The 24,962-nt window shown below is 41.6% G+C and carries 11 protein-coding genes; 3 read left to right on the top strand and 8 right to left on the bottom strand.

Features of this window, described 5'->3' with window-relative positions:
* Positions 1-216: 216 nt before the first annotated feature.
* The 8 genes from AC1D0K_RS14245 to AC1D0K_RS14210 all read right to left on the bottom strand — a co-directional run bounded on the left by AC1D0K_RS14245 (position 217) and on the right by AC1D0K_RS14210 (position 20,258).
* Positions 217-2,331, bottom strand: a complete 2,115-nt coding sequence (locus AC1D0K_RS14245) for a beta-galactosidase (RefSeq protein ID WP_477397324.1) — start codon at positions 2,329-2,331, stop codon at positions 217-219.
* A 59-nt stretch (positions 2,332-2,390) separates the two neighbouring features.
* Positions 2,391-4,799 (bottom strand): glycoside hydrolase family 2 TIM barrel-domain containing protein, encoded by a 2,409-nt coding sequence (locus AC1D0K_RS14240; protein ID WP_477397326.1) that lies wholly within the window; start codon positions 4,797-4,799, stop codon positions 2,391-2,393.
* A 58-nt stretch (positions 4,800-4,857) separates the two neighbouring features.
* A complete protein-coding gene (locus AC1D0K_RS14235; RefSeq protein ID WP_477397328.1) occupies positions 4,858-7,014 on the bottom strand; it encodes a glycoside hydrolase family 3 C-terminal domain-containing protein in 2,157 nt (718 codons plus the stop codon).
* A 382-nt stretch (positions 7,015-7,396) separates the two neighbouring features.
* A complete protein-coding gene (locus AC1D0K_RS14230) occupies positions 7,397-8,899 on the bottom strand; it encodes a cellulase family glycosylhydrolase (protein WP_477441587.1) in 1,503 nt (500 codons plus the stop codon).
* Between the two features lie 76 nt (positions 8,900-8,975).
* Complete coding sequence (locus AC1D0K_RS14225; RefSeq protein ID WP_477395982.1) at positions 8,976-10,478, bottom strand: glycan-binding surface protein; 1,503 nt, start codon at positions 10,476-10,478, stop codon at positions 8,976-8,978.
* 24 nt (positions 10,479-10,502) lie between these two features.
* Positions 10,503-12,092, bottom strand: a complete 1,590-nt coding sequence (locus tag AC1D0K_RS14220) for a RagB/SusD family nutrient uptake outer membrane protein (RefSeq protein WP_477395980.1) — start codon at positions 12,090-12,092, stop codon at positions 10,503-10,505.
* Positions 12,093-12,123: 31 nt separating this feature from the next.
* A complete protein-coding gene (locus tag AC1D0K_RS14215) occupies positions 12,124-15,315 on the bottom strand; it encodes a SusC/RagA family TonB-linked outer membrane protein (RefSeq protein ID WP_477463073.1) in 3,192 nt (1,063 codons plus the stop codon).
* A gap of 779 nt (positions 15,316-16,094) precedes the next feature.
* A complete protein-coding gene (locus AC1D0K_RS14210; RefSeq protein WP_477395974.1) occupies positions 16,095-20,258 on the bottom strand; it encodes a hybrid sensor histidine kinase/response regulator transcription factor in 4,164 nt (1,387 codons plus the stop codon).
* A gap of 422 nt (positions 20,259-20,680) precedes the next feature.
* Between AC1D0K_RS14210 and AC1D0K_RS14205 the strand changes: the two genes are divergently transcribed.
* The 3 genes from AC1D0K_RS14205 (at position 20,681) to fucP (ending at position 24,958) form a co-directional block, all read left to right on the top strand.
* Positions 20,681-21,568 carry a helix-turn-helix domain-containing protein gene (locus AC1D0K_RS14205; protein WP_477395972.1) on the top strand — a complete coding sequence of 296 codons (888 nt, stop codon included), beginning with the start codon at positions 20,681-20,683 and terminating at the stop codon, positions 21,566-21,568.
* Between the two features lie 466 nt (positions 21,569-22,034).
* Complete coding sequence (locus AC1D0K_RS14200) at positions 22,035-23,681, top strand: alpha-L-fucosidase (protein WP_477395970.1); 1,647 nt, start codon at positions 22,035-22,037, stop codon at positions 23,679-23,681.
* An 8-nt stretch (positions 23,682-23,689) separates the two neighbouring features.
* A complete protein-coding gene (fucP, locus tag AC1D0K_RS14195; protein ID WP_477395968.1) occupies positions 23,690-24,958 on the top strand; it encodes an L-fucose:H+ symporter permease in 1,269 nt (422 codons plus the stop codon).
* Positions 24,959-24,962: the final 4 nt, after the last annotated feature.

Here is a 24,962-nt window from a genome sequence, read left to right as displayed (position 1 = left end):
CCATTATTTTAGTAATTGAAATAATGAGATAGAGGACCAGGCGTTTCTTTTTCAATTTTCATAACTACTGGCCATACTTTGCGTTAGCAAACAGAACCAACTGATTTTCACCGCATACCTTAAACGATGTATTAAAACTTCCTTTTTCTTTATTATAGTCTTCCCGGAGCATCCCACTTTTCGATACTAAAAGGATCCAATTTTTAATATCATTAATCACTCGCTCCAAACCAATACCCCTGCGGGTTTCAATGTCTTCTCTCCAATTAAAACTTTTGCAATACCCGGCAGGTTGACGGTGTAATTTTCAGATGAATAATTTAATGCCGTATAAAAACCATCGCGCCAATAAACAAATACACCGGGAGGATATTCCTCCGTTGTAGCGCCTGCGTCTTTATAAATCTGCCTCAACAAATCCTTTTCTAATTTAGAATCATCGGTATCTACGCCAATATAGGTTACGCAGCCTTTGCCTATCCGGTGCTTTACAACAGCCGCTTTACCTTTATAAAACTGATTATCATAAGTAGCGAATACCTCAGTGCTTTGATCGGGTGTCAGCAAATCTGCCCAACTATGCCATGAATAATGATCCGAATTCATCAGTATATCGCCTTTACCATATGATGAAAGCATATCGGTCTGGCTTATATGGGCACCAATCAGGTTTGAAATTGGCATGGCGGTCTCCCCTTCCCAAAAATGTCCCCTGCGATCTTTGGTAGCGGTACGGCATGTAATAACCAGGTTGCCTCCTTTTGCTACATAATTAGTCCATTTTTTCACCAATGCAGAATCAACCATTTCATAAGCAGGAACTATTACTACCTTATACTTCGACAAATCTGCCGTTTCCTGAATTACATCAACAGGGGCCCCCAATGCCTTTGCAGTTTTAAGAAATTTCAGGGGATAATCCCATGTATTCCATTGTCCTGTCTGTTTTTGCCTGTCAATGCTCCAGTAATTCTCCACATTCCACAAAAGCGCTGTTGACCGTGCGGCCAGCTTTGCGGGTATCTTCATGCCTGGCTTAAATTGCCTCCGCAGATCTGTTATTTCTTTTATAAACTGCATATAGTCTTTACCGCCCTGCGAAGGTGTTACTCCATCCGTTTGTATCACCCCGGCATGGTATTGTTCTGCACCATATAAGATCTGACGAAAGCGGTACGAACAGGCGACCTTTCCTCCAGCCGCGAAACTATGGTATAGCCATAACCGAACGGTACCCGGCAAAAGCAGGGGATTGTAGCTTCCCCAGTTAACAGGGCCGGGCTGAATCTCCAAAACCCCGGACACACCGCCTACGGATTTATAATATTCTGAAGCAAAAAGAACAACATCGCTGTTGCCTAAACGGAAGCCCGATTCACCAATGTTATCACTACCTCCATTTGGATATGCAGTGTATGCTGCAAAATCCAGTTTCCTGGTACGGTTAGGGTCTGAACCTGTACAAACAGCAGTATAGTTGGTGGTAACAAATTGCGTCTTTGAAATGTAACTGCGTAAAATGCCGGCCTGTAAATCAAGAAATTCGGCTTGGGCATCTGCGGAATATCTTTTAAAATCCAGCAAGGCATGGGGATTGTTACCCCACCAGCCTACCAGGTTGGTGTTCGGTATAATCACCTGGTCAAAATTATTAAACCACTGGCTCCAGAAGGCCGCCCCCCAGGCGGTATTTAACGCGTCAATGTTTTTATATTTATTTTTCAGCCAGGTTCGGAATGCCTCCTGCGATGATGGACTATAATCGGGAACAGCGCCCGGTTCATTATCAATTTGCCACCCCATCACATTGCTGTTCTGCCCGTATCGTTTTGCCATTTCCGTTACTATCCTTTGCACGTAGCCTCGATATTTCGGATTTACCATTGACTCTAATCCCCGTGTACCATTCTCTGCGCGGATATAATGGCAATCCATAACAAACGTTTCCGGGTAATTTAGCCGCATCCACGTTGGGGTAGTTGCGGTAGGCGTACATAGCAATACTTTAAGGTGATACTTTGTGCAAAGGCTCACCACCCTATCAAGCCAGGCAAAATCAAACCGGCCTTCCTCGGGTTCCATTTTAAACCAGGCAAATTCAGCCAGGTGTACAAACTCAAAACCCATCGCGGATATATTTTTTATATCCCTTTCCCACTGGGCTTCGTTCCAGTGTTCTGGGTAATAATAGATCCCCGTAGTTACCAAGTCCTTTTCAGGAAAAAAACGATTGACCTCCTGCGATTTTACATTCAATACCCAAATAAGTATTGTTAATATGGTTAGTAGTATAGTTTTTTTCACCTTATCAATAGTTTTTTTGTATTTCAAATTGTTTTTAAAAAGCACTTAAAAGTTTATAAGCATCATATAACATATAACCTAAAGCATCAATATCTAAGTGTTTTGATGTCTGAAGTTGCTTCAGGCAGGTACGGGGAAGTAACCGTAAATTTAATATCACCTGCGCTATGAGTGCTTCTGATAACAACCATCGCCCGTCCGTGCCAGGCTTTACGTGAGTTGCCTACATATTGATCATAGTCTTTAATATCGGCATTATCTATTCCGGCAATTATACCCGGCCCATCAATTTTAAAATGCAAGCGATTTGCCGCGTTCGGTTGAATTGTTCCGTCGTTATCAGTTATCTCAATCGTTATATATGATAAGTCCTGCCCATTGGCCAATATTTCTTTACGATCGGCAGTTAGTTTAATCTTTGCAGCATTCCCCGAAGTTTGCAAAACTGATGATTCTGTTTCCTTATCATTTTCAACACCAACTGCTTTGAGAAGCCCGGGCGTATAGGGCACTAAAAAAGTAGCTTTATACTCCTGCTCTTCGGTTGTAGGCTTTTCACCGATAAGCTTATTGTTAAGGTAAAGCCTAACCTTTGAATATTTTGAATATACTTCTACCTCAATATTCTTCCCTTCATAGCCAGGCCATGTCCAGCTTTCCCAGGTTGGCCACACAGACCACCTTGTTTCTTTAATCTCCAAGGGCTCCGGGTTGGGTTCACGAACAGCCATGTATAGCTTCTCCTTGTTATTATACAATAGGCTTCGGTAATGTGATATAGGTTTTCTCCATCCTATCAAATCTATATCTCCGCAATAAGCGCCATGCCAGGGAAAAAAATCGTTTTCCCAATTCTCTCCGGGAACATCGCCTGAATAATAAGAACGGCCTATTCCAGACTCGCCCAGATAATCAATCGCAGACCATACAAAATCACCTATAACATAACTGTTGTTTTGCACCAGCTTCCAATTGACAAAGGCATCCCGCGGATATGATTCTGTTTGAACAATAATGCGGGAAGGGATTCTCTTATGATCAGCCGGGGCACTATTTAGTTGATAATTATAACCACCAACATCATGAGCTGCCATAAGGGGATCAAAAGATTCCCATTCATTGCCCCAGGTAACTATGGCCGAAGTAACAGGCCTGGTTGTATCTATATTTTTGACAGCGCCAGCCAGCATTTTAGCAGTTTTTACTGCTTCCGGTGTTTTTCTCTCGGATACTTCATTACCAATACTCCACATAAAAATTGACGGGTGGTTCCTGTCACGCAGCACCATAGTTTCCAAATCACGTTTCCACCATTGGTCAAAATATATAGAATAATCGTATTTGTTTTTTCCTCCTCTCCAACAATCAAAAGCTTCATCAATAACCAACAATCCTAATCTATCACAAGCGTTTAAAAAAGCTTCGGAAGGGGGATTATGCGAAGTTCTTACTGCATTAAATCCGGCAGCTTTTAATTGCTCTACCTTACGTTCCTCGGCCCGGTCAAAAGCCGCGGCGCCCAGGCAACCATTGTCGTGATGAATACATCCACCGGATATTTTTACCGTTTTTCCGTTAAGCTGAAAACCTTTTTCGGCACTAAAGTTTAAGGAACGAATACCAAAACCGGTTTTAGTTTGGTCTATTATGGTATTATCTTTTAATACTTGAATCTGTGCCTGATATAAATTGGGAGTTTCCGGCGACCATAATAAAGGATTAGATACTTTTATAGTTTGTGTAATTTGCTCTTCATGATGAGGCAGCAGTTCTACATTTATGCTATTATTTCCTGCATTTTTAGAATTTACAGCGTATAGCCGGGTACTAAGGACAATACGCTGCAAAAAAGCAGTCTCGTTCTTTACCAAAGTCTTTACCTGAACAGATGCCTCTTTTGCAGATACGTTAGGCCTTGTAATAGCAATTCCCCAATCGGCTGTATGCACCGGATTGGAAACCATCATCCAAACATGGCGATAGATCCCGGAGCCAGTATACCACCTGCTGTTCATTTGTTGCGAATTGTCTACACGTACAGCTATCACATTTTGTTTGTTAAAATCCAAAAAAGGCGAAAGGTTATAGCTGAATGAAGAATAACCATATGGCCGAACGCCAAGCGATTTTCCATTAATGAAAACTTCGGAGTTCATATATACGCCTTCAAAATATACAGCAACGTTTTTACCTTTCCATTCACTGGGGGCTGTGAATGTTTTCCTGTACCAACCTATACCGGCAGGAAAGTAACCGCCTGCTCCTCCTGTTGGATTTTTAGGGTTTATTTTCCCTTCAATACTCCAATCATGCGGTAAATCAAGACTGCGCCAACCACTGTCGTTAAAATCAATTGATTTGGCTGATGCCTCATCGCCCTGATTAAATTTCCAGTTGTAATCAAATAATTGTTTTCGCCCAATATTACCTTGATCCTGAGCGAAACTTAAACTATTGCAGGCTAAAAGTAAGATGGTTATAACTATCGCTTTCATAAAAGTGCTACTGTTTGAATTATAGTACAGGGCATTTAGTAGGGAAATCATCGCACTGTTACTTAACTGAAATTTTTACTTTTTGAGTAATGCTACGGGATGAATTACCTAACCGAAGGATGTATTCACCGGCTTCTGCATTCCATGCTTTTTTTGATTCGTCATAAAATGCCAAATCGGCAACTTTCACCTTCATTTCTACCGTTTTTGTTTCGCCGGGCTTCAAAAAGATTTTATTAAACCCTTTAAGCTCTTTTTCAGGACGCAATACAGAACAAACGGGATCGCTCACATATAACTGCACGACTTCGGCTCCGTAACGGCTACCTGTATTTCTGATAGTGAATTTTGCACGGATGGTTTCACTTTTTCCATAGCTTAATTTATCAGTCGAAATATTGCTGATGGAAAAATCAGTATATGAAAGCCCATAACCAAAGGGAAATTGAGGTTGAATTTTTTTGGTGTCGTACCAGCGGTATCCAACCAATATGCCTTCTTTATATTCGGCCGTATGGTCTTTACCCGGATAAGTATTTAAGTAGGCAGCGGGGGAGTCTTTTAACGACACAGGGAAAGTAAACGGCAATTTGCCCGAAGGGTTTATAACACCTTTTAATACATCGGCAAGTGCATTACCGGCTTCTGAACCGTTAAACCACGACCAAACAACGGTGTGGTTCGATTTTTTAATTTCATTAAGATCATATGGGGCGCCGGCCATAATTACAATAATGGTATTAGGGTTAACGACGCTAACCGCGTTAACCAATGCCTGCTCCCCAAAAGGCAGCGTCAGGTTTTTACGATCATGACCTTCACTTTCATATTCACGATTTGAACCAATACATAAAATAGCAACATCGCTGGCTTTTGCAAGTGCTACCGCCTCATCAATCAGGTTTTGGTCGGGTTGATCATAGCCACGATTTTGTTCATCGGTTTTACTTGCCAGGTAGTTCGCTCTGTATCCTTGGGCAAAATTGATACGTGTGGTTTTGCCAAACCTGGATTTTATACCATCTAATGCTGTAACCTCGTTCTTAGCCTTTACACCCGCACCATACCCTCCCAAAGCAAACGTACGCACGGCATTATCGCCTATAACAGCAATACTTTTAATGGAACCCGCTTTTAAAGGTAATAAATGGCTGTCATTTTTTAGCAACACGATGGATTCTGAGGCAATATCATACGCGGCTTTGGTATGAGCTGGTGTAGCAATAGATCCTTTAGGATGATTGACACTCAGGGAGGTATGGTACATCACCCACAAAACCCTGTACACTTTATCATCAATCGTTTTTACTGATACCTGGCCGGCCTTAACAGCATTAAGTAATGGTTGGGCAAAATACCATTTGTCATACGGCCCGCTTGATCCCATTTCAACATCAAGCCCGTTGTTGGCTGCCGCAATGGTATGATGAGTACCGGCCCAGTCTGACATGACCGCCCCTTTAAACCCCCATTCGTTTTTTAACACTTTATTCAATAAAAAATCATTTTCGAAACACCAATAACCATTCACCTTATTGTAGGCCGACATAATGGTGTAAGCATTCCCTTGCTGTATTGCGGCTTTAAATGCCGGGAAATAAATTTCGCGTAAAGTCCTTTCGTCAACTAATGTGTTTACACTATCACGGTCAAGTTCTTGATTGTTGGCAGCAAAATGTTTTATACACGCTGCTACGTGCTGACTTTGAATCCCTTTTACAGATTGAATAGCCAATTGACTGTTTAAATACGGATCTTCTGAATAATATTCATAGGTGCGACCGCAAAGCGGCATCCTGCAAATATTGAATGCGGGTGCAAGCATCACGTCTTTTTTTCGGGCATTCGCTTCTTCACCTATAACTACACCATATCTGTTTGCCATTAGGGGGTTCCAGGTGGCTGCTATTGCCGAACCGTTTGGTAAAAATGTAGCGGAATCCGTCGTCCAGTTAGCCGACGCCCAATCAAAACGCTTTATTTCTTCGCGTATGCCCAATGGGCCGTCGTCGCACGTTAACTCCGGGATGCCTAAACGGGCTACGCCTGCCGAAGAAAATAACGCGTTTCCGTGAAGCATTCCTATTTTTTCTTCCAGCGTCATTTTTTTAATGATGCTGTTGATCTTTGCTTTTAGTGCCGCCTCCCTTTTGTTTTGTGCCGAAACCCCACTAAATAGAAAAAGCATTATAACACAGGTAATTGTATATTTCATAAGTAACTTATTTTATTTTTCATTGTCGATTAAAATGTATTGATCAGAATATGCCGGTGAGCTGATGTTTATGCTATTTTTTGCTATTGCTGAAAATTGCTTTGCATATTCAATATCAGGAAGTCCTCCGTTTGATGGCTCTCCGGCTGCGCCGTCAGGCCAGTTACTATTGACGTACACCTTCCCTAAAAAATCTCCGTTGTCTGTTTCGCGGTAAACGTATAATAGTAGCGGCTTTCTGTAGCAAAGTTTTTTTGTAAAAAAATGCCGGGACCTCTCAGTAAAGCCCCGGACATCCACTTATAATCAACTAACACTCTCTTTTATTTAACTGATATCGCCAATAGTCATTTTAATTGTTGTGCGTCGCCTGTCGTACTTTCTAAAGGCCCGCTCCTCTTTTCAGCGAATCCAATGTACGCTGGTTTCCTATGGTGTTGGTTTGCCGGTTAAATACATCGCTTGCCCATAAAAATGGCAGCACTCCGTTTGCTTTGGCTTGCTGTGTTACATAACGATAGAAATGCATTTGGGAATTTACCGACAATAGCGAATCCGCCGAATACCCTTTTAATTTATCAGCATGATATTCCGTACCGTATTCGCCCATTATCACTGGCATCCCTTTATCTACAAAGTTTACTTTGGCAGTGTGAAATATAGAATCTACATAATGCTCTTCTGTCGAGGCCGAAGAGTTTCGGTCCAGGAACAGCGGATTTTTTGTATGAAGGCTGGTTCCCCAGAAAAACGATTCTTTTCCCCAGCTGGCGTCGGCAGATAATATGCAAAAATTTGACGGGGTATAATAATGAAACTCAAGTATCATTTTATTAGGCGTTGGGTCTACCGGTAATTGCACAGCTTTAAACACGTTACTCGCCTTCAAGTACTGGTTAGCCAAATCGATTGAAGTTGAAGGAGATTGAATAATTAAAGTACGATAGCTGTTTTTACCGCCGGTACTGCGCACCGCGTTAATAAACGTTTGATGATAACGCATTAACACATTAGATGTCGGTACATCTGTAGCATTAGGTTCATTGGCGCTGGCAAACATTAAATGTTCGTCAAAATCCCGCAACGTTGTGGCTATTTGCTCCCAATAAGCTTTTTGCTTAGCGTTAATAGTATCCTGTTTAGCACCAGTTGCTGTACAATCAAGCCAGCCACCGTCCCAGTGAATGTCAACCATCACATACACATTATCTTTAATGCAATATTGAACTACTTCTTTTACCCGGGCAAGCCACACAGGGTCAATTTTGGCCGTTTTTTTATCGATTATGTGCGACAAATCATACTGAATGGGTATCCGTACTGCATTCATACCAGATGATTTTACCAAATCAATCAGCTGCTGGCTAACTGCCGGGTTTCCCCATCCGGTTTCTCCACTCGGAACTTCCATCGTGTTAAAAATATTATATCCCATTTTAATATTTGCCGCCAGCTGTGTGGCAGTACTGCCCATGCCGGTTGCATCGGGGGCTTTGGGCGATATATTATATGATGGATAAATTTTGGCATTTTGCATTATGGAAATTCGCCTTCTTTGCCCATTAGTTGAGCTCAAATTTAAAAGTACGGAGCGGCTCATGCCCGATGAATTTGCTGCTGCTGTTAAATTAATGGCAACATCGCCGCTGTTACCCGATGTTTGATTTAAATGCAGCCATCCGATACCGGCAGTATCAACACTCCACGCGGCATTAGTAGTAAATTTTAAGGCCACGGTTCCACCAGCTTCCGGGATAGTATCTGTTAAATTTGAAAGCGTAAGCTGTGCAGGCCCGGTTCCCGATTTTTTACAAGAAACCACAACTAAAACTGCAAACAATATTCCCGCAATTTTATAGGCCCTCTTTATTCTTGTTATTTTCATATTTATTTTTTTATTGAAAATGTTATCTTTTAATTAAAGCTCCATAACAGTATGCCGCTATGAAGCTTTAACCTGTTTATTTAATTTTTACGACCCTAAAATTGTCAAAGGCTGCATAAAATCCTGTTGACGTGCCCGAACCGCTATAGTTATGGATATACAATGTGAAGCTGGTTTTTCCTTTCGGGCCCACCAATTTCATAAGGTCGGATACGGAATCTCCCATACCATCGCCAAGTGTAGCATCATTTGCGCGGAACGATGACAGCGGGATTGTTACAGTAATCCAGCCTTTTGTAGTGAACGATGTTCCGGTTTTTTGCCATGGTTCCCATCTGGCTATATAGCCGCCTATTCCGGTTACAAAATTAATTGTACCACCATTCCAGGCTTTAGGAACACTCACGTCAAATTTAAAAGCCCAATTACCTGGTGCATCGCCAAGGCTGGCTGTTGGTATCCACTGTTCATCATCAAACGGTATCTCATAAGTGGGCGGCCAGGAAGCCGATCCCTCCCCGGGTTTCAGAATATCTGTTTTTTTCGCAACATGTTGTGATTTATTTGTTGTGATCCCAGAAAAAGAAGCATCATATGACTCCCAATCGCCTTGAACGTAGGTACCGTTATACAGGTTTGACCCATTCCATGTAAAGCCAAAAGGGCCACTCCACTCCATATTAGCTATCAGACCGGTCGATCCATCGCGCACATTGTATACAGTAGTACCTGTGCCAAACTTTGTAGTAACAGATACCGGCCCGCTTTGCGATAGCGGAGGCGCAACAAAACCGATAGACTTTAAATCTTTTGACGTTGTAAAAGTGGTAATTGCAGTACCCGCAAAAGTTAGCGATTGAATATTCTTTAAATAGGTACCGTAAATATAAACCGAATCGCCTGGGTTGGCATTTTCGTAGGAAACCCCGGTAATGGTTGGTTTGGCATTTATTGTATCCCGAACGGTACCAGACTTGGTGGTGACTACTATTTGGCTGTTGGGTGTTGTTGCCGGCATGCGGAAACCCAGAGAGGTTCCATCAGCGCTTGAGTTAAATGATGGAATTTTGGTTCCCCCATATATAAACTGTTGAACTAACACTAAATTTGTACCATACAGATAAACCGAATCGCCCGGAGCGGCAAATACATTAGATATAGCCGAAAGAGTAGGCGCCGGCGGTCCTAATTTAAAAGAGAACGTTGTTGTGCCTGCCGTTGTAGCATACTTTACCGTATACAGTTTGGTAGTATCAATTGTTGAAAACTGTATGGCAGGTATTTGTACCACCGCACTGTTGGGAGCAAATAAAGCACTGTTAAAAGGAGCAGGAACACCGTCAAAATAAATTTGAGTTACATTTTGCAAATTCTGCCCGGTTATTACCACCCACTGGCCTTTTGCCACTGCGCTATGCAAAACCGTATCATTAGGCGAAGCTACATAACTCTTAATAGCCGCGATAACAGGAGGGGCACCTCCGCCGCCATCAGTATTCTTTTTACAAGCTGGTAATATGGCCACTATCATGAAGAAAAGCGGCAAAAAATACAAGCGTAGGTATGATTTCTTTTTCATAAAAATATATTTTGAATATTTCAATTAATAATATGGTACCGGTGGCTGTGTCAATTTAGGATCACTGGTCAACTCCGATGACGGAATTGGCAACGTAAATGAACTGATAGTTGCCGGAAGCGTAGATGGCAGCGCAGTGGTGTCCCTTTTTGCTGTTTTCGTTGCAGGGTCATAAGTAAACGAAATCCGGCCGTGAGTGGCATCCTGATCATTAAGAAACTTCACAGCATTAGCCGGATCATAATAAGAATACCTAACGAGGTCAATCCAATATTGTCCTTCAAAAGCAAGCTCAACCCTTCTTTCAGTACGCAGTGTAGCAGGGGTTATCACAGTCACAATATCCACGCCGGCCCTTGCCCGCACTTTATTAAAATAAGTTAAGGCATCACCATCGCTCGTGGTAGTATTATTGCCCAAAATAGCTTCGGCATATACCAAATACACATCGGCCAATCTAAGAATTGCATTGTGTTCGATGGATGACCATGTATCCATTGTTGGCGAATTGTTATCTTTTTCGTTGCCAATAATGTGTTTTTTCAGGCCCGTACCTGTCGCCTTATAACCACCGCCGGCAGCATTCAATTCGGGATAAAAATCTCCGTTGAGCATAATAGTGGCTTTGCGCCTTACCGTATCCTTAGCAGAATACATCCGGTATAAATCATATGTTGGTTGTAAGCCTTCCCACCCACCTTGTTGTTGAGGAAGGACAGCGGCCGTTGGCGAAAAATAAGTTTGCAGATTGTTGCCGTTTCCATAACCTACACCTGCGGCCCATTGAAGGGAAAATAATGATTCAACGTTATCGTTGTTTTGCGCCTTGAAAAGATCATAATAACTGGGAAGCAAATTTAACCCGCCATTTTTACACACATTGCCCGCATACTTTTTGGCACTGTCCAATAAAGCCTGGTCGCGGCTGCCACTTTTGCCTAAACCCGCCATCGTCAAATATACCTTGCCCAGCATTCCCTGCGCCGACCAGGTAGTTACCCGGCCTTTTTCATCTGTTTTGGGGAGGTATTGCGCTGCGTAAGTCAGGTCTTTAGCAGCGAATTTATAGACATCCGAAGCAATGTTGCGATTAAGCAGCGGATCTTTTATCAGTTTGCTGTTATCTTCAATAATTGGCACCGCACCCCAGTACACCGCCAAATGATAATAAGCTACTGCACGAATAAATTTTGCCTCACCTAAGGCGGCATTTCTGTCTGCCGCCGAAATGGACGGAGACGCCTGTTGCTGTATGGCATTGATAACGCTATTACATTGCGCTATAACATTGTACAACCCAACCCAACCAGTTGTCACGAGACCATTTTGCGCAGTAATAGTACGTGTAAAAAGCTGTACTATATCGCCGTTGTACTGAAAGCTGCCGGTGCCGCTCAATACGTCGCCAAGTGGTATCAAGGCGCCATTGCTCCATTGCCACCACAGCGAACCGCCGTAAAGGCTTGCCGTAGCCAGGCGTAAATCGGACGTGGTTTTGTAAAAATTATTAGAACTTATCTGCGAGTTGGACGGACGGTCCAAAAAGCTCTTTTTACATCCTGCCACTGCTGCCGCACATAGCAGGATGATGATAATTTTGTTAATTAATTTCATAAACATATATTTTTAATCGGTGATCGTTTTATTATTTCAAGGTTATGTTTGCACCAATAGTAAATACTCTTGGCTGCGGATAATAACCGCTGTCCCAACCTGCCTGAAGCGGGTCCCACGAACCAATTTCAGGATCCATGCCTTTATACTTTGTAATTATAAAGGCATTGGATACATTGGCATATATCCTAACAGAATGCACAGATATTTTTGATAAAAGACTTTCTGGCAACCGGTAACCTAAAGTGATATTTTTGCACCGCAGGAATGAGCCATCCTCGATAAACAAACTATTAGGACGGTTATTACCGTTGGTATTGTCATTTCTCACGCCTACAACGGTTGTATTCGGGTTGGTAACATATACATTGTTTACATCGGATGAAGAGCCGTTAGGATCTACGATAGCCAATTTTGCATAATTTAATACCGATGTAAAATAGGTAGTATGATTTTGCGGATCGGTTTGCGGTATAGCCATTTGATTGAACACTTTGTTGCCATAGCTACCACTGAAGAAAATATTCAGATCAAAATTTTTGTAGTTAAATGTATTATTGATACCATACTGGAATTTCGGGATCGGGGAGCCCAAAAAGGTTTGATCTTTTGAGTCGATAATACCGTCGCCATTCAAATCCTTGAACATACGGTCACCGTACCAAATACCTCCGCCCGATGGAGAAATCGGATAAGGGTTACCGCTTGGGTCAGCAGGCCGGGCATGATTTTGAAAATCTTTTGGACTTGCAAAAACCCCATCAAATACATAGCCATAAAATTCGCCAATGGGCTGGCCCACTGTCGTCTTTTCAATGATATCGTTAATTACATAAGATTTCTTGCTTAAGTTAGCGTCACTTCCCCCTGCACCTAAGTAGGTCACTTTATTGTTATTTCGCGATATGGTAAAAGCAGTTTTCCAACTGAAATTTTTAGAAATAATATTGGTAGAATTGATTTGGAAGTCAAACCCTTTATTGCTTAGCGAGCCTACATTGGCATAAGGCGCTTGCATGGATCCCGGCCCATAACCCGCAACAGTACCAGTGTATCCTGGAAGCGGCACCTGTAACAAAAGGCCGTGTGTTTCGCGGTCGTAAACGTCTAATGAAAAACCTAACCGCCCATTCCAAAATGATCCGTCAATCCCAGCACTGTAATAATCTGTTTTTTCCCACTTTACAGACGGATTTGCCAAATTGTTTTGAAACTGCGCTGTACCTGATAAGCCATTTGCCACCGATGTAAGTTGGGTTACAAAGGTATTGCCCGGTATCCCTTGATTGTTGGTAAGGCCATAACCGAGTCTCAACTTCAATTCATTTATACTTTTCACCTCTTTCAAAAATGCCTCGTTACTAATTTTCCAGGCAAATCCACCTGAATAGGTAGTAACCCAACGATTATTGGATGGAAAATTTGAAGAACCATCGTTCCGTACATTGCCGGTGAGCAGGTATTTATCATCCCATGAAAAATTGACACGGCCGAAATAAGATTCCTGCGCAGAGCCGCCAGTGGGGTTTGAATTTGAATTATCGCCGGAGTTTGTGGCAGTAATAGCATCCCCCGCATTAATGGCCTGCACATTGTTTGAAGGAAAATTCTTTCGCGCACCGCTAAGATTTTGAAAAGTGCTCTCCTGCGATTCATGCCCTGCTAAAGCATTAATATGAAATTTATTGAAATTATGGTTATAAGTTAAAAAATTGCGTATTACAATATAAAAATTTTGGCCGGCGGCAGAGGAACCGTAGTTAGGGCTGGGAGTGCCTTTACCAAAACTATAAGTTGGTGAAAACTTATCTTCCGTATTAAAATCGAAGTTACCAGATAATTCATTTCGCAGCGACAGATCTTTAGTAAATTGTACTTCGGCATACACATTGCCGAATATTTGATTCCTCCTCTTTAGGTCTTTGACAATTTGCGCCAATGCCACCGGGTTGGCAACAGGTTGTACCCAACCGTTGGGGTCGGTAACACCACCCCAGGAGCCGTCAGCGTTAGTTACCGGAACATCCGGGGTAAGGCTTAGCGCGGTGCTGATTACATTACTGGCGGTTGAATTTACATTTTCATTAATATGCGCCAATTGAAGGCTGGTTCCTATTTTTAGCCAATCAGTGGTTTTGTTATCTAAATTCAGCCTTAGGGAGTATCTTTTAAAATCAGATCCAAGGGCTATCCCTTCCTGGTCAAAATACGAGGTTGATAGTAAATATTGGGTTCTGGCATCCCCCCCGCTTACAGTAAGTGTGTGACTCATCTCCGGTGCCTTCCGGAATAATTCTTTTTGCCAGTCGGTACCGGGACCTAAATATTGAGGATTGGCAAATTCGGGCCTGGCATCAAAGCCCCAGGCAACGGCCCGGGCATTAATAAAAGTAGCAAGCTGTGGCAAATTTACTGTAGGGAGCCGCTTGGGTATTTCCTGGTAACCGGTATAGAAATCATAAGTTATCCGCGGTGGTCCGGATTTGCCCCTTTTTGTAGTGATAACAACTACGCCATTGGTTGCCTGCGAACCGTATATGGCTGTTGCCGAAGCATCTTTCAATACATCTATTGATTCAATTTCGGCAGGATTGATAGCATTTAATGGATTTGAACCATTACCGGGGTCGGAAACCGGAGGGATAATAATACCATCTATAACGTACAGTGGCGAATTAGAGCCGCTTATTGACGACACGCCACGTATTTGAATAGATACCCCGCCACCTGGCTGGCCCGACACTTGTTGAACCACAACCCCTGCAACTTTGCCCTGCAAGGCCTGGTCAAAAGTAGTTGGTTGCGTTTGGCGCAGATCGGTTCCAGATATTGAACTGATGGCCCCGGTAGCATCTTTTCTTTGTATTTTGGCATAGCCTATAACCACCACTTCATTTAAGTTGCTGGAGGTTGAATTTAGCCTGACGTTTATTACGCCAGCTTGTTTAACAGCTACTTCCTGTTGCGCATAACCCAAAAAATTAAAAACCAACACTTTGCCTGGCTCAGCCGCTATGGTATAACTACCATCAATGCTGGATATGGTTCCGAGGCCGGTCCCTTTAATTTTAATACTTGCTCCTGGTATCGGCTGACCATCATCGGAACTTGTTATTTTGCCGGTAATATTTACGGTTTGTGCATGGGCCGAAAAATAAAGGAATATGACCGTAATGATTAATGAAATTTGGCATTTCATCCTCTTTTGTAAATTTTTATCCATCTGATAATAGGATTTTAATGTATGATAATTGGTTCATTGTTGCTTGGTTAACTATTAATTGGTTTTTCTTTTATTCATAATTGGTTTGTTATCATATCTTTTGAGATACCCAAATGCCTGGAAATAACTTTTGAAACTATTTACTGTTCAGCCATTTACGTGAAATAAATACCCGGACAATCAGTAAAAAAATTCAGATACAGCCAATTGGTTTGTTAATTTGGTTGCTGATTAACTTTCAGGTATCACTTTCCCCGCATCGTTTTTAATCTCATAACTGCACACAACGGCTAATGGCATTATCGACAATGGCATAAAGGGCGTTTAGTGAGATATCGCTTGCTACCGTAGCAGGCAACTCATGCTTACCTTCTCATTTAGGTGGTATTAAACATGGCAGCTGAATAGGTTTTGTCCACTGCCTGGCAGGCAAATAACACAAGCGCCTATTTAAGTACGCGTTTTGGCATAATGCTTAATTTAAAATTAGGTTACTATAAAATTGGTTACTATACCTGCACCATTGTTGATCAACAGGTATGCGGCAGTACATCGAACTTACACCGCTTTATGGAGGATAAAATTAAAGGGCTCGGCGCAATCGATTGTTTACAAATAGGGGCACAAATGTTAAGCAGACACAATCACCTGATTAACAAGAATTTAAATAAGAAAATCAAATATTATAGCGTATAGAAAGAGCTACAACAACTAAATTGGTTAACAAAATGGACCTAAAAAATAGAAATTGTAAAAGAGCTTATCGGATTGAATGGCTGTTAATTAGGTGCCATATGCTTTTTATTACTAGCATATGCAGATGGAAGGCAATTAAATTCGGCCTTAAAGCATCGTACGAAATACTTCTGGCTTTTAAAGCCAACTTTATATGATATCTGTGATATGGTTAATTGTGAGCTTTCAAGCAATTGAGCGGCGCGTTTTAGGCGGATAGACCGGATAAGGTCTACCGGCGACTTCCCGGTTAAAGCCAACGCTCTTTTATATAATGTAACCCTGCTTACGCACAATTCACTGCTCAGTTCCTCTACCGAGAAATCGCTGTTGCCAATGTTTTTTTCAATAACCTGTACTGCTTTTTTAATAAACGCTTCATCAAATGATTCGATCTCTATTTCCGTTGGCTTAACATCCAATTGCTTTTGATAGGTTTTGCGCATATCTTGCTGTATGGCCAATATATTTTTTAATTTGGAGGTCAGGATCTCGAAATTAAAAGGCTTGGTCAGATAATCATTAGCGCCGGTTTCAAGCCCCTGCAATTGCAGCTCTTCTCCGGTAACTGCGGTAAGTAATACCACAGGTATATGTGATGTTCGTTTATCGTTGCGTATTTTTCGGCATAGGTCGATACCATTCATCTCGGGCATGCTGATATCGCTGACTACAAGGTTAGGATGCAGAGCGAGGGTTTTTTGCCATCCCTCCTTTCCATTAGCAGCCTCAATAATGTTAAAGGTATCATTTAAGTTGTCCTTTAAATAAAAACGAAAATCCTCGTTATCTTCAACCAGTAAAACAGTAAGTTTTTTAATCGCATTGTCGCTTCTTGCCTGTACCCAGTCTGGGCCTTCGGTTATTGCTACAACGGGTAATTCAGGTTCATTGGCGGATACTTGTTCCTCGCTTGCTAAATCAACCGGTAACAGTATCGTAAAATAGCTACCCTTTCCCGGTTCGCTCTCCACTGATATTTTGCCGTTATGCAGCTTTACAAATTCCTTCGTTATTGACAAACCTATTCCGCTTCCCTGGTTAACCATAGTGCCGGGGACTTCGTTTTGAAAAAAACGCTCAAAAATCTTCTCTTGCTTATCAAGCGGGATTCCAATGCCTGTATCAATAACCTTTATCTCCAGCAATCGTTTTTGAGGAGTTTTTTCAATCATTGCCAATAAAACACTTACATGCCCGCCATCCGGCGTGAATTTAAATGCATTGGAAAGCAAATTGAAGATGATGCGCTCTATTTTATCGTGATCAAAACTGATTGTCAGACTTTGAATTTCCGAATCGAATACGAGCGTGATGTGTTTTTTCTCGGCCACATCCGAGAAGGAGTAAACCATTTCCTTGATAAAACTTATAATATCCCTGTTCCGTGCATGCAGCCTAAGTTCCTGAACCTCCATTTTTCTGAAATCAAGCAACTGGTTTACCATATTTAATAAACGTTTGGCATTCCGGTTTATCATTTGCAGCTGATCTCTTTGTTCCTCTACTACAGTATGCTTTAAAATCTTATCAACCGGGGCCATTATCAACGATAAGGGGGTTCTGAATTCATGGCTTACATTGGTAAAAAACTTGATTTTCATGATATCAAGTTCATGCATACGCCGCGCCTCCTGGCGCTCCTGTTCAATTAATAATTTAGCCTCACGCTTCTCCTTTTCAATTTCAAACTGCCTTCTTATTTTTTGAATCCCCCTTCGGCGCATAAAAAAAAGCATTCCTGCTATGAGCAGTATATAAATAAAATAGGCTATTGTCGACTTCCAGAACGGAGGCAATACTTTAATTTTTAATGATATATAATCAGGCGCCCATTTTCCCTCCTGGCTAACCGCGCGCACCTTAAAAATATAATCACCGCCATCAAGGTTTGTGTATGTAGCTTTTCGTGTGGCATTATCCGCGTCAAGCCAATCCTTGTCAAAACCCTCCATCATGTACTGATGCTTTACTTTATTGGGGTTAAAAAAATTGAGTGCGGCAAATTCAATTGTAAATACGTTTTCGCTATGTGTCAGTGTAAGCCCGCGGGTTGCCGAAATGGCTTTGGACAATATTATATGTCCGTTAATTTCTTCATTAGCCTTTATGCTTTTGTTAAACAGCAAAAAATCAGTAAAAGTCAATTTTGGCTTATATATATTGGCATGTATAGTTAAAGGATCGAAAATGTTAAAACCATGCCCACCTCCAAATATCAATTCGCCTTTACTGGTTTTAAGGGCAGCGCGTGTATTAAATTCCCGGCCTTGCAGGCCATCTGTTTCATCAAAGTTTTCAAATCTGAAAGTATAAGGCGCTTTTTGGGTGGTAAAGCTTATCCTGCTCAATCCATTTGCTGTACTTAACCAGATTGTTCCCCGGTTATCCTCCAGTATATCCATTATGGTGGTGGCCGGCAATCCGTTTTGCTCTGTTAATGAACTGACAAACCCGGTTTCCGGATTAATTATGCTCACCCCTTCGCGCGTTGTTATCCAGATGAGGCCGCGGCTGTCCTGTGTAATACAATTTATACTGTTACTGATCAAACTGTTTGTGCCTTTTTTATCAGCGCTGTAATGAATAACCCGGCCCTTGTTTTTCAATATTACATCAACGCCAAAGTATCCTCCTACCCAAATATTACCCGCCTTGTCCTCCAAGAGTGTGGCTATGTATGGGGACCTGATATCCGATTGCTTAAAAGGGGCGTAAAACATCTTTTTGTCTCTGTCAAATATTTGAAGCCCCCCGGCAAATGTTCCTATCCATAACCTGTTCGAAGAATCTTCAAGAATGCTCCATACCCGGTTATCTGCAATACTGCCGACTACCTTATCATCATGTTTATAATGAATGAATTTTTTTCCGTCGAAGCAATCCAACCCGCCGAAATAGGTTCCTATCCATAATTTCTGATCATGGTCGATACATAAACTAACAATGATATCATTGCTGAGGCTGTTTAAATTTCCCTGCTCGTTCTTATATTGCTTAAAACCGCCGGTTTTACGGTTAAAGTAAATCAGGCCCCCTCCGTTGGTACCAATCCACAGGTTGCCATTTTTATCTTCAACAAACTTGTTAGCATCCTCAAAACTTAAACTTTCGGAATCCGAGGCGAAATGCCTGTAGAGTGGAAACCGGATAATATTTTTATGATAATAACTTACCCCTTCTTTAAATGTACCGGCCCACATAATACCTGAATCATCTTTATAAAGGGTCACACTGTTTTGACTTAGCGATTTGGCATCGTCCTCCCGGTTCAGTAAATAGGTTATGGTGAATTTTTTTTTATCTAACACGTTTATACCGCCATGATCGGTGGCTATCCATATCAGGCCATCGTCTGCCTGAATAATATTAGTGATGATGTCGGACTTTAATTTTGCCCCGGTCGACTCCTCAGTAATATGCCGGAATGCCCCGGAAGAAGGACTATAATAATATGCGCCGGAATTAAAATTAGAAGAATATAACCATAAATCCTTATCCCTATCTACGGTAATTGAGTAATTCCCATCCTTATTGCTGGCAGCTTTACTAAAAACATCGGTGTGATAACCAATTCTATCCTGGTTGATGTCAAATCTCTCAACCACCCCATCGCGATATGCTAACCATATATTACCAGTTGCATCCTGTGCAATATCTGCAATAAGATTTGAATGTAATGACGCACCTAAGCGATGATGATAGTACCGCCTGGTTGTTTTTTTTAATTCATTATACCTGTAAAGGCCGGAATCGGGACAAACAAACCAAAACTCGCCTTTGCCGCTGCGAATTATCTTAGAGACAAAAGGATACCCGGGAAGTTTTAAAGAACCGGTCATGAGCGATATATCACTATCAAACTGTTCTGTTTCAGGATCGTAAAAACAATATCCGCTGCGCGTTGACACCCATAATTTTTTACCTGGTCCTTCAAAAATACCGGTTACAAAATCATCGATAAGGGATTTTTTGTTATAAACATCATGTTTAAATATTTTAAAAGTGTAGCCATCGTAACGATTAAGGCCCGCTGCCGTGCCGAACCACATAAAACCTTCAGAATCTTTAAAAACGGAGTTAACCTGGTTGTTAGACAAACCATTGCTTCTGTTTAGCTGCGAGAATTGGTATTTGCCGTTTTGGGCAAAAGCAACATCAAGCATTAACAGTAAAATAAAAGCGCTTAGCGATAATTTATATCTCATAGCTCGAAAGTAGGGGTATTAATAACATTCAGTTAATAGATTAGGCTATCTGCAACAAATGCAAAATTTCTGGATATGGCTTTAGTAAATATCGAATTTTGAACGTGTAAATCCAAAAGTACTGCCTTTGACCAATGTTTTTCTTTCCGTCTGCGCATCTGTATGGTAACATCTCTGAATACTTTAAGCATAACACATATGCCGCCGATGATTTTCACCATCAGTAAGGCCCATTAATGTCCAGATTAATGCAAAGTTTTAAGGTATTCGTTCTTTATATTGGTTGATTCAAACCTACAGCAAACCATTACCTGAAAATTTGATTGAAATAGACTTTTTTTTGTAAAAACCCGACTTTATTATATTTAAAGTATTCATATACACTCTGGTATAGCAAAGCAATTTGCATATTTGTTATTCAGATGATTAAAAGGAATTTAAAACACACTTTTTCGCTCCTTAATGTTGACCATGTAAGGCTTAACTCAAAATGGAATTATAGCAATGTGATCAGCCCATATTACCGTATATATTATATAGATGATGGAGAAGGTGATATATCAGATGCGGCCTGTTCATTGAAGCTTGAACCAGGCTATTTGTACATCATTCCGAGCTTCACCCTATGTAATTTAAACTGCAGTAATTACCTGGGCCAGTTTTTTGTTCAGTTTTTTGAGGATTCGATAGATGGAACCTCACTTTTTGCTAATAACAGGACTGTGTTGAAAACAAAAGCTACAGAAATGGATATTAGCCTTTTTAACAGACTTCTTGAAATTAACCCGGGAAGAGGAATTAACAGGTCTGACAACCCCAAGGTGTATGAAAAAGACATTTATTATAAAGAATATCAGGAACTTAACAATCAGCAAAACACTTCAACATACCTCGAAACCCAGGGTATCCTGATGATGCTGACCGCCAAGTTCCTGAACCCCCAATTATTCAAACATCCTGAACATAAACCTATCCCGGTAAAAATTGCCGAAACCCTAAATTATATCCTTGTTAATTTACACATAGATCTTTCGGTGCAACTGCTCGCCTCCCGGGCTAATCAAAATGTGGATTACTTTTCAAGACAGTTTAAGCAGCACACGGGAACCAGACCATTAAATTATATAAATCAAAAACGTGTTGAGCGTGCGCAATATCTGATGGCGACAAGTAGAATGTCTTATTCGGAAATTTGCACTCAAACCGGATTTGACAACCTTTCTTATTTTTCCAAAACCTTCAAAAAACTAACTGGCATGTCGCCCAGCGAATATAAAAAACAGATGTACCAGGTTGGTTTTAATCATTAGCCTCCAAATGCGGCAATAGTACACGCTTTTATCATCAGCTATGATACAATATTGAGCTCATCATAGTCTGAAATAAGCACAGAAAATGTTTTAATAATTCCTTTTCGGGGTCGGCCGCTACACGATCAACAAAGCAGTGGTGCGAAAAAACGCTCAACCCCATCAAAATAATAACTTACATTGGATAAGCTCTTTATAATTAAATCCATATAAGCCCTGTGGCTTAATTAATTCCTTTTACCAATTCCAATTTCCGTTATTGTAACATTGTGTAAAAAGTCGGTTTTTTACAAAAAAAAGTCCCATTAGGTCAATTATTTAGATATTCTTTCAAAGAAATTTGATTTATCAATTGTAAATGCGAATTGCCGATTAACCAATTATAAATATAGAGTGACTTATAGCGTTCCTGCTATTTATTTATTGCAGATAGGTATAACTATTTATTAAATCACCAGAACCAATTATGAACAGAAGAACATTAATAAAAGGTTTAGCCACGGGGGTATCTTCCTTATACCTGTCTAAACTTTATGCTAACAATTTATTGCAAACCCATTCAAATCCTGACATTGCCGCCGGGCCGTTTCAACCAAAATGGGATTCATTGGCTCAATACCAGGTGCCCGATTGGTTTCGTGATGCCAAGTTCGGAATGTGGGCGCACTGGGGCCCTCAATGCCAGCCCGAACGCGGCGACTGGTACGCACGTGGCATGTACCAGGAAGGTAGCGACCAATATAAATACCATGTTCAAAAATATGGGCATCCTTCAAAATTTGGTTTTAAGGATGTTATTAATGAATGGAAGGCCGAGAACTGGAACCCCGAGGACCTGGTTGGCCTATACAAACAAGCCGGAGCCAAATATTTTATGGCACTGGCCAATCACCATGATAATTTTGACCTTTACGACAGCAAATACCAAAGCTGGAACTCCACCAAACTGGGCCCCAAAAAAGACCTGGTTGGCGGCTGGGCCAAAGCTGCTAAAGAACACGGCCTGCCTTTTGGTGTAACGGTACACGCCTCCCACCCATGGACCTGGTATGAAGTTGCGCAGCGCGCTGATAAAACCGGACCGTACGCGGGTGTGCCCTATGATGGCAAACTCACCAAAGCGGATGGTGCTGGTAAATGGTGGAGTGGCTATGACCCGCAGGAATTATATGCGCAAAATCATGCATTAAGCAAGGATAGCCTTAATGACGACAGTATGGGCGCCCACTGGGACTGGGGCAATGGCGCAAGTGTACCCAATAAAGCTTATTGTGATAAGTTTTTGAACCGCACCATAGAGTTGATTGATAAGTATGGCCCCGAGCTGATTTATTTTGACGACACTGCATTGCCTCTTTGGCCGGTAAGCGATGCCGGCTTAAAAATAGCGGCGCATATGTACAATACCAGTATTAAAAAACATGGTAAACTACAAGCCGCGCTGTTTGGTAAAGTATTGAATGAGCAACAGCGCAAATGCATGATATGGGATATAGAACGCGGACAGAGCAACCAGATAGAGCCTTTGCCATGGCAAACGGATACCTGTATTGGTGCATGGCACTATGATCGCCGCATATTTGATAATAAAGGATACAAAAGCGCCAAAACGGTGGTGCATACCCTGGTTGATATTGTAAGTAAAAACGGCAACTTGCTCTTAAACATCCCATTACGTGGTGATGGCACAATTGACAGCGAAGAGCGTGCGGTAGTTGAAGGCATAGGAGCCTGGATGCAGGTTAACAGCGAGGCAATTTATGGCACCCGCCCATGGAAGGTATTTGGAGAAGGCCCGGCAACAGACTCGGCGGCACCTATCAATGCACAGGGCTTTAATGAAGGCAAGGGAAAACCATTCGGGGCCAAGGATATCAGGTTTACAGTAAAAGGTAAAACCCTTTACGCTACTATGCTGGGTTGGCCCACTGGGAATGAGGCGCTTATTAAAAAGCTAGCAAAAGGTAACGAAGCAGGTAATATAACCAGCGTAAGTATGCTTGGAAACGATAAATTGAGTTTTGAACAGACAGAGGCCGGCCTTAAAGTAAAGTTGCCGGAACAAGCTCCGGGTAAAGATGCATTCGTTTTTAAAATAGAGGGGGCTATTTAATAAATATCATGACAAAGAATAAAAGTCTTTTCCCATTTATATTAATTACCAGTTTATTCTTTTTATGGGGTTTTGCGCATAACCTCGACCCTATATTGATACCTCACCTAAAAAAGTCTTTTACACTTACAACCGTTCAGGCTACGCTGGTGGATTCGGCTGTGTTCATAGCCTATTTTTTGATGGCCTTGCCAGCGGGCTTTATTATGAAAAAATATGGTTATAAAACAGGCATTATAACAGGCCTGCTTATTTTTGCGTTTGGCTCCTATTTATTTATACCTGCAGCCAATATGCAGCAATATTCATTTTTCCTGGTTGCCTTGTTTATTATTGCCTGCGGATTAACTATTTTAGAAACAGCCGCCAATCCGTATGCTTCCTCATTAGGCGATCCCGCAACTTCTACACAAAGACTTAATTTTGCGCAATCGTTTAACGGACTGGCTACAACCCTGGCGCCTATAATTGGCGGGCGTATTATACTTACCAAAGGCTATACAACAGCACAATTAAGCGCAATGACAGAGCAAGGCCGCAAACTGGCGCTTGCCGCCGAAGCCTCCTCCGTGAAAATGCCCTACTTTGTACTCGGCAGCATACTGGTAATCATTGCTATCATTTTTGCCTTTACCCGACTGCCGCGTATTCAGCAGCATGAAGGGCATGCCGCCAGTAAAAATATTTTCCATGCCCTAAAGCACCGCCATTTGGCCTGGGGTGTAGCCGCGCAGTTTTTTTATGTGGGTGCGCAGGTTTGTGTATTTAGTTTGTTTATCCTGTATGCACCAAAATCTGCAGGCTTTACCGAGGTAAAGGCTACCTACTATTTGGGGTTATGCGGCGCTGCTTTTTTGATAGGCAGATTTATCGGTACGTTTTTAATGAGATACTACAGCGCGGCAAGTTTGCTGGCAGTTTATGCGGGCATCAATATCTTACTTTGCGTTGTCGCCATTTTAGGCCATGGCATGGTTACCGTTTACACGGTTATTGGCATCTGCTTTTTTATGTCCATCATGTTTCCAACCATTTTTGCACTGGGTATCAAAGAATTAAAAGCTGATACGGAGTTTGGCAGTAGCCTCATCATTATGTCCATCGTCGGCGGAGCCATTCTGCCGAGAATATTTGGTTACATCAGCGATATAACCGGTAATATTCAATACGGCTATGTGGTGCCATTGATCTGTTTTGTGGTGATAGCATTTTTTGGATTTAAAGGCTACCGCGTAAAAGTGCAACCTCAAGAGTTACCGGTTTCAGCTATCTTTTAAAATA

Source organism: Mucilaginibacter sp. P1_A3 (genome assembly GCF_056406855.1).
The sequence above is the reverse complement of the archived record's forward strand: the minus strand, read 5'-3'. Positions and strand labels throughout refer to the sequence as shown.